The following is a 12,592-nucleotide window of genomic DNA, read 5'->3' as shown; positions in this document are numbered from 1 at the left end:
CCTAGTTCAACGAATGTTATAGGAATTAGCGCATCGCTCTTTAAACAACACGGCTAATATGTAGGGCGGATTAGTGCATGTTACGGAAAAGACCAATAACTTTGCCTAGAATAGTCACATGATTCAATCGGATAGGTTCCATCGTTGCATTCTCAGGTTGCAGTCGAATGTGATCCTTTTCCTTATAGAAAGTCTTAACCGTTGCTTCATCGTCTTCCGTCATCGCGACGACGATATCGCCGTTATTCGCTGTCTGTTGTTGGCGTACAATAACGAAGTCTCCATTATGAATGCCTGCTTCGATCATACTCTCACCCATAACAGAAAGCATAAATACATTCTGGTCATGTACGAATTGCTCCGGCAGCGGGAAGTAATCCTCGATGTTCTCCGTTGCTGTAATCGGTGCACCTGCGGTAACTTTCCCCACGATTGGTACCTTCGCAATCATCTGCGTATAGAGATGCGTATGTTCGGATTCTTCTTGGCTCAGAAGCTCGATTGCCCGCGGCTTGGTAGGGTCGCGGCGAATTAAGCCTTTCTTCTCTAGTCGATCCAAATGGCCGTGCACAGTGGAGCTGGAAGCTAGACCGACAGCTTCTCCAATCTCACGAACAGAAGGAGGGTAACCTTTAGATCGTACTTCATTCCTTATAAATTCTAAAATAGCTTGTTGTCTATTGGATATTTTAGACATGAGGTTCAACTCCATTAGTAGACTTTTACAAAATTATAGCATAGAACTACCGTTCGTACAAACATTAGTTCTAAAATATACGAACAAGGGGAACGAATGTTCTAAAAAGTTATTGACACAAACGAATGTTCGTGTTAAATTATGGACATAGAAAACAGAACAAACGTTTGGGGTGCTGAAAATGCTAAAGTATAGCTCATATCAAAGTGTTTATAATAACCAGTCCAAAGTCGTGAATAGAGGCTCTTTCCTTAAGAAGAAGGTCGTTCAGGTCGTGTTATTTTTAGTTCTTGTATGCAGCTTGACGAGTATGGGGTTATTGAATGCTTTTGCTGCGGATACACGTGATGGGGAACGGAATGCGAACATACCGCTTCAGATTGTTGTTTCTCCGGGGGATACGTTGTGGGCGATCGCGAAGGAACATAAGCCAGACGGAATGGATGTTCGTAATTATATTGAAGAGATCAAAGAATTAAATGGTAAACGTAACAGTTCTATTCAATCTGGTGAAGTGATTAAGTTACCAGTTCTTAAAGGATAAATTGTATGCAAGTGTAAGGCATAGGCACATGCTGGGAGCGGACGGGTTACCCTTGACAACCTCTATTGTAAATGTCAAAGTAATAAGGACAGAATAGGGGGGATAGGGATGGATTTCGAAAAAATTGTTGAGCGAATTAATGAATTGGCTCGTAAACATAAATCGGTAGGATTGACACCGGAAGAGACGGTTGAACGGGACGCGCTTCGTCGACAATATATTGATGGGTTCAAACGTTCCTTGAAGCAACAGCTCGATAATATTGAGATTGTTGATGAGGATGATAATAATCCAACAATTAAACATTAGATGAAGCAAGTTTTCCTTCGGGAAAACTTCCAAGGAGGAAGGATTTGGATGGCCCGCTCATGGGAAAGAATGGTGCGTAAGAACACGAAGAATGTAAATAAGGTTCGTAAGAAGCAAGGGCAACAAATGATAGGATCGAGTAGAGAAGCGAAATCAGATGTGGATCGGTATGTTGGTCGAAATCTGATTCTGCCAATTACATTAGTTGCATTCGGTTTATTGTATGCAATTCTATATTCTGCAGTAGATCAAAAAACCTCGCCAGCCTTATTTTGGGGGACCGTAGGTTTATACATATTCCTGGGAGTTGTGATCTTCCTTCGTAGACCCTATATTAGCGTAGGTAAATCTTCTATCGGGACACGTCGTTTCAATCGAGACGTACGGCTGGATGCAAGTCAAATCAAAGAGATTACTGTACAAAAAGGTTATGTCGTTATTAGTCCAAAGGCTAAAGGCTCCAACTGGGTGTTCTCCAGATTAATGAACCGTTATGAGACCGCAGTGATCGGTGAGCGATTGAAAGAGTTTGCACGCGTTAATCATGTTCCTTTTGAAGAACGTTAAGGATAGAGCACTGTAAAGGTATGGGGGAGAAGAGAGATGACGATTAAGGCCGTATTATTCGATCTGGACGATACTTTATTATGGGATGATCGCAGTGTGAAGGAATCGTTTGAAGCGACATGTGTTGCAGCTGCGCAAGCGTATCCTCACATTCAACCTACTGCGTTGGAAGAAGCGGTGAGACGAGAGGCTAGAGCCCTCTATGAAACGTACCCAACGTTCCCCTTCACGCAGATGATCGGGATTAATCCTTTTGAAGGATTGTGGGCGAATTTCACACATGGGGAACAACAAGAATTTCGTCAATTACAGGCATTAGCGCCAGGTTATCGTACGGAAGCATGGACAAAAGGTCTACAAGCGTTAGGTGTCGAAGATGCAGCGCTCGGCGAGCGTCTAGGTTTATTATTCGCGACTGAACGCCGGGCTCGTCCTTATGTCTATGAGGAGACGTTCCAAATTCTCGACGAGTTGAGAGGGAATGTGAAGCTTCTATTATTAACGAATGGATCACCTGACCTGCAGCAGGAGAAGTTGAACGGAGTTCCTAACATTATTCCTTATTTTGATCATATTGTGATTTCAGGGGCATTCGGCGAAGGTAAACCAGCTTCTTCTATCTTTAGACATGCGATGGCTGCGCTTGACATTGAACCTCATGAAGGTCTTATGGTGGGTGACAAGCTTACGACGGATATCAAGGGTGCGCTAGGCGTAGGTATGCATGCTGTTTGGGTGAATCGACATGGTGTCCAACGTTCGGATGAAATTGTTCCAGATTATGAAATCACACATCTCTCGGAACTACACAATATTATTAATCAACATGCTTAAGTAAGAAGTAGCCCTTGTTGCCGAAATCGGAACAAGGGCTTTTTTTTGTGCTCGGCTATGACATTTGATACAAAATCGTCACAAAGAATTGACAAAGATAGCCCGAATGAGTCATTCTTCTCATGTACAATCAAATTATAATGAAAAAGGAAATTTGTTCCGCGATACATAGAGGAGAGGTTAAAATGAAAAAATTAATGTTCTTGATGCTTGGGGTTATGCTGTTATTAACTGCCTGTGGTGGAGCGAAGCAGACAAGCTCGATGAAAGTTGGCGATTTCGCTTATACGGATCAAGCGGGTCAAGCGTTCGGTCTTGCTGATTTGAAAGGTAAAGTATGGCTCGCTGATTTCGTATTTACGAATTGCACATCCGTTTGCCAACCGATGACGTTCAACTTAACGGATCTTCAGAAGAGATTGAAAGCTGAGAACTTAGACGTTACATTCGTATCTTTTAGTGTTGATCCTGACCGAGATAAGCCGGAGGTTATGAAAGCGTTCGCTGACAAATTCGGCGTTGACTTTGCGAGCTGGCATTTCTTGACCAATTACAAGCTAGAAGATATTCAGGCTTTCGCAAAATCATCCTTTAAGACGATTGTAGAGAAGGAACCTAGTTCGGATCAGATGATTCATGGCACATCGTTCTATTTGGTAAGTAAAGAAGGATATATCATGAAGAAGTATGATGGCGTAGAAGATGTTCCATACGATCAAATCATTAAGGATGTTAAAGACTTAATCTAACGAACAAGTAAGCAGATTAGAAAGGAATGCAAATCATGCAAAGAAAAAAGATGAGTATGCTTGCGATTGCTTGTATCCTCTTGATCGCTTTATTAGCAGGTTGTTCAGGATCGAATGAGGGTATGAATCATGACGGCATGAACATGGATATGGACATGAGCGAAGATGCCATGAATCCGATCAAAGTAGAAATTATTCTGCCAGCGCAGATTACCGCCAATAAAGATGTTGTGCTTCAAGCGAAAGTAACGCAAACGGACAAACCTGTCGATGATGCGAAGGAAGTCATGTTTGAGCTATGGCGTGGAGAAGAACAAGAACATGAGAAAATTGAAGCGAAACTTACCAGTAATGGCGTATATCAAATTGAAAAGCAGTTCGCAGAATCCGGGGAATATACGATGATCGCGCATGTTACAGCCCGTGAAATGCATTCCATGCCTAAGAAAACTTTCGAAGTTGCAAAATAAACAAGAAGAGCCCGCTTCCGTCTGAAGAAGACGAAGCGGGCTTTGAATATTTAGCGCAGAAATGAATTCATTAGGCCTTTTGGAACGCAGGGTCATCGTAAGAAGTAGCAATCCAGCCATCTTTCTCAATAAAGAGGCGAACAGCAACGATTTGACGGTTATCCATGAGCGTAAAGAAATGCGGCGTGTGCTCAGGAACGGAGATGACATCACCAGCTTCTAACTCGACGTTGAAATAACCTACGTCGTCTTTTCCCTTGATGATGAAGATCCCCTTTCCCGCCGTGATAGCGCGGATCTCATCTTCCGTATGCGTGTGGACGTCTTCGAATTTTGTGAGTAGTTCTTCAAGATTCGGAGTTGCATCGGATAGCGTAATGATATCCCAGATCTGATAGCCACGACGTGCAGCAAGGTCACGAATCTCTACATCATAGGTCGCGAGAACTTCGGCTTTCTCCTCATCGGAGAGAACGAACCGTTCACGAAGGTTTTCTGGCAGCTTCGTTGGATCCCAATGCTCATATAATACTTCTTGGTTCGCTAGAAATGCACGAACGTCTTCTTCACCTGAAATACGCTCTTTTGTATTACGAATGTAAATTTCAGCCAAAATTAATCCCTTCTTTCCTATAAATTAACTTGATTTTGATTGTATTATAGTGGATTTTGAGCTGGCTGTCGACTTTTAATGCATTGACACTTTTCTAAACATTGGTATTCTGTTAAACTAATTCTTAACGTTTTTGCAGAAGGAAGGGGATTGGGCATGAATAAGCTGAGCATACAAGAACAAATGAAACATAAAATCCTTATCCTTGACGGCGCAATGGGAACGATGATTCAGCGTGAAGACTTAACGGCGGATGATTTTGGGAGCGAAGAACTTGATGGCTGTAATGAGATTCTTGTTCTAACGCGACCGGATGTGATCCAGAAGATTCATGAAGAATATCTTGAAGCTGGCGCGGATATTTTGGAGACGAATACATTTGGTGCCACGAGCGTGGTACTTGCAGAATATGATTTGCAAGATCGAGCAAGAGAGTTGAACTTGGCAGCAGCCAAGCTCGCAGTAGATGCAGCGAATAAATATTCAACACCGGAGTGGCCGCGTTATGTTGCGGGTGCGTTAGGACCGACGACGAAGACATTGTCCGTAACCGGTGGAGTCACGTTTGATGAACTTGTCGATTCTTATTATGAACAGACCGTTGCACTTATTGAAGCCGGTGTTGATACGATATTGCTCGAGACATCGCAGGATACATTGAATGTGAAGGCCGGAAGTATCGGCATACGACGCGCATTTGAGACAACGGGAAAGACGCTTCCGCTGATGATCTCAGGTACGATTGAACCGATGGGTACGACACTTGCTGGTCAGAACATCGAATCTTTGTATATTTCATTGGAGCATTTGAAGCCAATCTCCGTGGGGTTAAACTGTGCGACAGGCCCAGAGTTTATGCGTGATCATATTCGTTCTTTATCTGAAATTGCCGATACGGCAATTAGTTGTTACCCTAATGCGGGGTTACCAGATGAGAATGGTCACTATCATGAATCCCCGGATTCGTTAGCGAAGAAAATGGCAGGGTTCGCGGAGCAAGGCTGGCTGAATATTGCAGGCGGATGCTGCGGAACAACGCCAGATCATATTCGTGCATTAGCGGATACAATGAGTCAGTTCCAACCGCGTAGTGCTTTTGGAACACACCCTCCAGCCGTATCAGGTATTGAGACGGTATATATTGAATCGGAGAACCGGCCTTACATGGTGGGTGAACGGACGAATGTATTGGGTTCACGTAAATTCAAACGCCTTATCGCAGAAGGGAAGTACGAGGAAGCGTCCGAAATCGCACGAGCGCAAGTGAAGAGCGGTGCACACGTCATTGACGTCTGTGTACAAGATCCGGATCGTGAAGAAGCCGAGGATATGAAGAAATTCTTGGAGCTAGTCGTGAAGAAGGTCAAAGTACCTCTCGTTATTGATACCACTGATGCGAAGGTTATTGATTTGGCGCTGAAGTACTCACAAGGGAAAGCGATTATTAACTCCATTAACTTAGAGGATGGGGAAGAGAAATTCGAACATGTTGTCCCATTAATTCATAAGTACGGCGCTGCTGCAGTTGTCGGAACAATTGACGAACGTGGACAAGCAATTACGCGAGTAGATAAGCTAGAAGTTGCGAAGCGCTCGCGTGAACTATTAGTGAACAAATATGGCATGCAGCCTGAAGATATTATTTTCGACCCGCTCGTCTTCCCGGTTGGGACAGGGGATGAACAGTATATTGGTTCTGCCAAAGAGACAATCGAAGGGATTCGCCTCATTAAAGAAGCGATGCCAGAATGTCAGACCATCCTTGGCATTAGTAACATTTCGTTCGGTCTGCCGGAAGCTGGTCGTGAAGTGCTGAACTCCGTCTTCTTGTATGAATGTACGAAGGCAGGACTTGACTACGCGATCGTTAATACCGAGAAGTTAGAGCGTTACGCCTCGATCCCTGAGCATGAGCGTCGCCTATCCGAAGAGTTGCTCTACGATACGAATGATGCGACACTTTCTGCTTTTGTAGCGGCTTTCCGGGATATGAAGGTCGTGAAGAAAGAGAAGGCTTCGAACTTGACGTTAGAAGAGCGTTTAGGATCTTACGTTGTTGAAGGAACCAAGGAAGGCCTTATTCCAGATTTGGACGAGGCGCTTAAGAAGTACACAGCACTTGAAGTGATTAATGGACCGCTGATGGAAGGGATGTCTGAAGTTGGTCGATTATTCAATAATAATGAGCTGATTGTAGCTGAGGTACTGCAGAGTGCAGAGGTTATGAAGGCATCCGTTGCTCATCTAGAGCAATTCATGGAAAAAAATGAATCATCGGTTAAAGGTAAAATCATGCTCGCGACGGTAAAAGGCGACGTGCACGATATCGGCAAAAACTTGGTTGAGATCATTTTATCGAATAACGGGTATGAGATCGTGAATCTAGGCATTAAAGTTCCGCCTGAGCAGATCATCGAAGCTTATCGCAAAGAGAAGCCAGATGCGATCGGACTATCGGGACTACTCGTGAAATCGGCGCAGCAGATGGTGTTGACCGCACAAGATTTACGCAATGCGAATATTGATGTTCCGATTATGGTTGGTGGTGCAGCGTTGACACGGAAATTCACCAAAACACGTATTTTACCCGAATATAACGGGCTCGTTCTCTATGCGAAGGATGCGATGGACGGCTTAGATCTTGCGAACAAAATTATGGATCCGACGCACCGTCAGCTCATGATAGCAGAGACTGCAGCGATCAAGGAAAGTGTAGGCGAAGAAGAGGAGAAGAAGCCGCTGCCGAAGCTCACGAGAGCCGTGCGTTCGAACATTTCGCAAGATGCACCGGTATTCATTCCGCCAGATCTCGATCGTCATATTCTACGCGACTATCCATTAGGGCATATTATTCCTTATGTAAATATGCAAATGCTGCTGGGGCATCATCTTGGATTACGCGGTTCGGTAGAACAAATGCTGGCAGAGAAAAATCCTAAGGCGGTTGAGTTAAAAGCAACCGTCGATGAAATATTACAGAACGCCATCACGGATGGAACGATTAGAGCGCAAGGCATGTATCGATTCTTCCCGGCGCAATCATCTGGCGATAGTATTATTATCTATGATCCGCAGGACACGACGAAGGTCCTTCATACCTTCACCTTCCCGCGTCAGCAAGTGGAACCGTTCCTATGCTTAGCCGATTACCTTAAATCCGTTGATAGTGGTATCATGGATTATGTTGGATTCTTGGTGGTAACTGCAGGCAATGGCGTGCGTGAGCTCGCGACGAAATATAAGGAAGTAGGGGACTACCTGAAATCCCATGCGATTCAAGCGACAGCGTTAGAAGTCGCCGAAGGTCTAGCTGAGCGGGTTCACCACATGATGCGCGATATTTGGGGCTATCCGGATCCGCAAGAGATGACAATGAAACAACGTCATGGTGCGAGATATCAAGGCATTCGGGTATCCTTCGGGTATCCTGCGTGTCCGGATCTGGAAGATCAAGGACCATTGTTCGAGTTGATGAAGCCTGAGGACATTGGTATTCAATTGACAGAGGGATTCATGATGGAACCGGAAGCTTCGGTATCCGCGATGGTATTTGCCCATCCGCAAGCGCAATATTTTAACGTAGAGAAAGTATAATATAAGATAAAGACACAAGAGCCTCCGATTTCGTTGGAGGCTCTTGGTGCAGAATGGAGGGATGGCTATGGAACTCTATTTCTTAGGGACAGGTGCAGGGATGCCGACGACAGAGCGAAATGTGACGTCCATTGCGCTGCGCATGTTCGACGAGCGTGGTACCTTCTGGTTGTTCGATGCCGGCGAAGCGACACAGCATCAAATATTGAAGTCGCCGCTTAAACCGAGTAAACTTGAGAAAATATTCGTTACCCATTTGCATGGAGATCATATCTTTGGACTTCCAGGATTGTTATCCAGTCGCTCCCATCAAGGAGGAACGGAGAAGCTTGAAATCTATGGACCAACAGGTCTTCGTCAATATCTCAAGACATCATTGCAATTAAGTCAGTCCCATCTCAATTATGAGATACGGATTATAGAGGTTGATGAAGGAATTGTCTTTGAAGATGAGCAGTGCAAGGTTGAAGCAGCAAGGTTGGATCATCGCATTGAATCTTTTGGATATCGGGTAATGGAAAAGGATCGCCCGGGACGGATCAATGTTGAGGCCTTAACGAAGGCAGGCATTCCTCCAGGTCCGATCTATGGCAAGTTAAAGAAGGGCGAAGATGTGGTTCTTGATGACGGAACAGTTATCACTCCCGATGAGTTCATCCAAGCGCCGATTCCAGGCATGATTATCACGATTCTAGGGGATACAAGGCCTTGTGCAGGTTCGAGATACCTCGCACAGAATGCCGATGTGCTCGTACATGAAGCAACCTTCATGGAAGGACTCGAGTCTTTAGCCGAGAACTTCTATCATAGTACAACCAGACAAGCAGCTGAGACGGCGCGAGATGCAGCCGTTGGTCAACTCGTCTTAACCCATTTCAGCGCTAGGTATAGTGATATCGAACCGCTTGTGGCGGAAGCTAATGTGATTTTTCCGCATACGATCGCTGCTAATCAACTGGAGCTCATCCCGATCCACAGGCGAAGTCACACAGGGCAATCATAATGAGTAGAAAAAGGAGGTCGCTTACCGATGTCAGACTTTGATGATCACCGCAGAAATCGCTTCGACAGCCCCGGCAACAGACGGAATTTTCTTAATGTCATTGCGATATTGATGATCCTCCTGAGTATAGCAGGATATGTTATTTATATGTTACGCTAAGTTCCAAGAAGCTTGATGCGGTTCGATCCATTCCATCGCATACAAGCTTTCCGTCTTTTACTAGGCAATATATAATACTTTCCCGGGAAAGCGCAGGATTTGACATGAATTGATGCCTTGCAACATCGTTTGCGCATCTTTTACAATAGGAAATACTTTATAAGAGAGAGGGATATCGTTATGAAACCGATACATTTTGCTTTTACAGGGCTCGGTGCCATTGCCAAAACCCATATTGTCGCACTACGTGCTATGCCTGTCATTCAGAAATCTCCTTTTGTGCCTGTATTAGACACGTTAGTGACCAGAAACCCAGATGGGAATCGGGAACAAGCATTAGCTATGGGGTTTCAGCAGGTGACGAACAGTCTTGATGAGGCGCTAACGAATCCCACGGTACATATTGTCGATATTTGTACGCCGAATGCGATGCATTTTACGGAAGGGACGGCTGCTGCATCCGCTGACAAGGCTATATATTTTGAGAAACCATTAACAGAAGCGTACAGTAGAACGGAAGAGTTAATGAATCATATTCCTGCAAACACGCTTCAGCAAGTTGCACTCGTTTATCGTTATCACCCGGCTGTTATGAAGATGAAGGCGATATTGCAGGAAGGGATCATTGGCGACGTTCTCCAGTGCAATTGCTCTTACCTGCGTTCAGGATATTTGAATGCTGAGCGTCCCGTTTCATGGCGGTTAGACGATACGATATCAGGCGGCGGTGCCGTTACGGATTTGGGCATCCACGTAATTGATTTGATCGCCCATCTATTCGGGGAACTTACGGATGTACACGGAGAGACGAATATTTTCGTCAAAGAACGTCCGAAAGCACAAGGGTCAGATGAGCGCGTACAAATGACAGTGGATGATTGGGCGAGTTTCTTTTATACGACGAAAAGCGGTGTAAGAGGAACGGGTGAAGTGTCCCGTATTGCTTGGGGTTCGGATCGGTTCAGTGTGCAGATCGTTGGGACCAGAGGAAGTATCACTTGCGATCTTGAGAAAGACATTACGCCGAAAGTCTCCATGTTGTCGGGGGCGACGCCTGCGCTTCCAGTGCCCTCGAGTCTACAGCTGATTCCGAATGACAAAACAACGATGGGCGTATTCGTAGATAGTCACTTTGGTGCCTTGAATCACTTCCTGCACCGTTATATTGGCGAAGATGCATGGGCGAATGAGGGTCTTGCTCCGACGATGAAGGATGCGGCGCATGCGGAGATGTGGATCGATCGAATTCTTCGCTCGAAGGTATAATGGATTGCAGGCATGCGATGAATTCGCTATGATAAAAGCATTGTGAACATGGGTGTTCAAGATAGGCTGAAGAAAGGATACTGGCCGATATGGGGAATTCTAACAAAGCACTATTAATTGATTTGGATGGTACATTATATCATGGGAAGCATCGTATAGAGGGTGCTGACTTATGGATTCAAGAGTTGAAATCACTTCAGATTCCTTATTTGTTCGTGACGAATAATTCATCACGTACGCCAGAGGATGTTGCTGCGCATTTAGCGGAGATGGGGATTCCAGCCACGCATGCGGACGTCTACACATCAGCATTGGCTGCGGCACAATATATTCAAGAGCATTACCCTCAAGGTGTAAGAGCAGCGGTGATCGGAGAATATGGATTAGAGACAGCACTTCGCGAAGCCGGCGTAGAGATCACGGAGGACCAACCGGAGATCGTCGTGCAAGGGATCGACCGATCTTTTGATTACGCCAAATTAACGCAAGCGGTACAATGGATTCGTGAAGGCGCTGCGTATATTCTCACCAATCCCGATCTTCTTTTGCCTTCAGATACTGGCATCATGCCGGGTGCCGGCACATTGTCAGCGGCAATCCAAGCCGCAACACGCGAGGAACCCATTGTCATGGGTAAACCTTCTAAGATTATTATGAATTACGCGCTCGCTAGGCTTGGATGTGAGCCTCAAGACGCGATTGTTATTGGAGATAATCCGCTGACGGATTTACGCGCGGGACAAGCAGCAGGCTGTGATACGATTCTCGTGTTGACGGGGCTCGCGACTGAAGCGAATAAAGACCAATTATTGGCGCAAGCGGATGTACAGCCATCGTGGATCTGTAAGGATTTGTACGAGGCGGCTGCAGTCACATCAGGCAGAAACGCGCAATAGAATACTTACATACCTACCTATTGGATTCATCATCTCGTACGCAACATGGAGGGAAAATACGTGTTAGAACTACCGGAACTAGAAACCTACAAAAAATTGCTCTCCGAGCAAATTATCAATAAACGGATCACAGGTGTGCAAGTAAAGGAAGATAAACTGATTAATAGTGATACAGCTGCTTGGTCCAAGCAATTGCAAGGGCGAGAAGTTCTGTTCATTGAGCGTCGCGGGAAGCAGCTTCTCTTTCACTTAGATAATGGAAAACGACTGCTGCTAAACCTTGGTGCAGCGGGGCAAATTCAACTCAATGGACTGGAAGTGGATGAAGGAAGCCATGCTAACGCACAAGTTATGATATCTTTTGGCGATCAGGCACTTCGTTTGCTGGGGATTCGGCAGGGGTATATCCATCTTCTCAGTGCAAAAGAAGCAGATCAAGAACTAAGTAATCTAGGTCCAGAGTTATTGGATCGTAAAATGAATCTGGAGAAGTTCCAGACGTTATTCGCTCGTAAACGTGGGATGCTTAAATCTGCGCTTGTAAATCAGTCGTTCATTGCAGGCCTCGGGAACGGTTATGCAGATGAAATTGCGTTCGAAGCAGCCTTGCTGCCTTCAGCGAAGTTACAGGATTTATCGGAGGAGAGCATAGAACGGCTGTATCACAGTACGATGACGGTCCTGCACGATGCAATTGAATATGGCGGCATGGGCGAGGAGCGTCTGAACGCGAAGGATGACCTCACGGGAGGTTATAAATCGCATGTACGTGTTATTGAGCGAGACGGTCAAGCATGCGAGCGTTGCGGTGCGACGATTCAAAAGGCAGAGGTTGGTTCTCGAAAAACGTATTATTGCGCAAGCTGTCAAAAAGAAAAGTAGGTTTGGTAG

Annotated in this window: 13 protein-coding genes; 11 read left to right on the top strand and 2 right to left on the bottom strand. The window is 45.3% G+C overall.

Annotation, left to right across the window (positions count from 1 at the left end):
• Positions 1–70: 70 nt before the first annotated feature.
• A complete protein-coding gene (gene lexA / locus GCU39_RS12120; protein ID WP_152393746.1) occupies positions 71–697 on the bottom strand; it encodes a transcriptional repressor LexA in 627 nt (208 codons plus the stop codon).
• 274 nt (positions 698–971) lie between these two features.
• Between lexA and GCU39_RS12115 the strand changes: the two genes are divergently transcribed.
• The 6 genes from GCU39_RS12115 to GCU39_RS12090 all read left to right on the top strand — a co-directional run bounded on the left by GCU39_RS12115 (position 972) and on the right by GCU39_RS12090 (position 4,170).
• Positions 972–1,241 carry a LysM peptidoglycan-binding domain-containing protein gene (locus GCU39_RS12115; protein ID WP_193726894.1) on the top strand — a complete coding sequence of 90 codons (270 nt, stop codon included), beginning with the start codon at positions 972–974 and terminating at the stop codon, positions 1,239–1,241.
• Between the two features lie 108 nt (positions 1,242–1,349).
• A complete protein-coding gene (locus GCU39_RS12110; protein ID WP_152393744.1) occupies positions 1,350–1,550 on the top strand; it encodes a DUF896 domain-containing protein in 201 nt (66 codons plus the stop codon).
• Between the two features lie 48 nt (positions 1,551–1,598).
• The gene (locus tag GCU39_RS12105; RefSeq protein WP_152393743.1) at positions 1,599–2,117 is read left to right on the top strand and encodes a hypothetical protein; all 519 of its coding nucleotides are present in this window, start codon (positions 1,599–1,601) and stop codon (positions 2,115–2,117) included.
• Positions 2,118–2,153: 36 nt separating this feature from the next.
• The gene (locus GCU39_RS12100; RefSeq protein WP_152393742.1) at positions 2,154–2,951 is read left to right on the top strand and encodes an HAD family hydrolase; all 798 of its coding nucleotides are present in this window, start codon (positions 2,154–2,156) and stop codon (positions 2,949–2,951) included.
• Between the two features lie 185 nt (positions 2,952–3,136).
• A complete protein-coding gene (locus tag GCU39_RS12095; protein WP_152393741.1) occupies positions 3,137–3,700 on the top strand; it encodes an SCO family protein in 564 nt (187 codons plus the stop codon).
• Between the two features lie 35 nt (positions 3,701–3,735).
• Positions 3,736–4,170, top strand: a complete 435-nt coding sequence (locus GCU39_RS12090; protein ID WP_193726893.1) for a FixH family protein — start codon at positions 3,736–3,738, stop codon at positions 4,168–4,170.
• Positions 4,171–4,240: 70 nt separating this feature from the next.
• Here the strand turns inward: GCU39_RS12090 and GCU39_RS12085 are convergent, their stop codons facing one another.
• Positions 4,241–4,783: a 1,2-dihydroxy-3-keto-5-methylthiopentene dioxygenase gene (locus GCU39_RS12085; RefSeq protein WP_152393739.1), complete on the bottom strand. Its 543-nt coding sequence runs from the start codon at positions 4,781–4,783 to the stop codon at positions 4,241–4,243.
• A 156-nt stretch (positions 4,784–4,939) separates the two neighbouring features.
• Here GCU39_RS12085 and metH point away from each other — a divergent pair, with 156 nt between their 5' ends.
• From metH to GCU39_RS12060, 5 genes are all read left to right on the top strand, one after another.
• Positions 4,940–8,377 carry a methionine synthase gene (gene metH / locus GCU39_RS12080; protein WP_152393738.1) on the top strand — a complete coding sequence of 1,146 codons (3,438 nt, stop codon included), beginning with the start codon at positions 4,940–4,942 and terminating at the stop codon, positions 8,375–8,377.
• 67 nt (positions 8,378–8,444) lie between these two features.
• Positions 8,445–9,380 (top strand): ribonuclease Z, encoded by a 936-nt coding sequence (gene rnz, locus GCU39_RS12075; protein ID WP_152393737.1) that lies wholly within the window; start codon positions 8,445–8,447, stop codon positions 9,378–9,380.
• A 339-nt stretch (positions 9,381–9,719) separates the two neighbouring features.
• Positions 9,720–10,805 carry a Gfo/Idh/MocA family protein gene (locus GCU39_RS12070; protein WP_152393736.1) on the top strand — a complete coding sequence of 362 codons (1,086 nt, stop codon included), beginning with the start codon at positions 9,720–9,722 and terminating at the stop codon, positions 10,803–10,805.
• Between the two features lie 89 nt (positions 10,806–10,894).
• A complete protein-coding gene (locus GCU39_RS12065) occupies positions 10,895–11,701 on the top strand; it encodes a TIGR01457 family HAD-type hydrolase (RefSeq protein WP_152393735.1) in 807 nt (268 codons plus the stop codon).
• Positions 11,702–11,761: 60 nt separating this feature from the next.
• Positions 11,762–12,583 (top strand): Fpg/Nei family DNA glycosylase, encoded by an 822-nt coding sequence (locus GCU39_RS12060; protein ID WP_152393734.1) that lies wholly within the window; start codon positions 11,762–11,764, stop codon positions 12,581–12,583.
• Positions 12,584–12,592 lie beyond the last annotated feature (9 nt).

Source organism: Paenibacillus guangzhouensis (assembly GCF_009363075.1).
Taxonomy (GTDB): domain Bacteria; phylum Bacillota; class Bacilli; order Paenibacillales; family Paenibacillaceae; genus Paenibacillus_K; species Paenibacillus_K guangzhouensis.
Note: the sequence above shows the minus strand (reverse complement) of the source record. Positions and strands in the feature narration are given on the sequence as shown.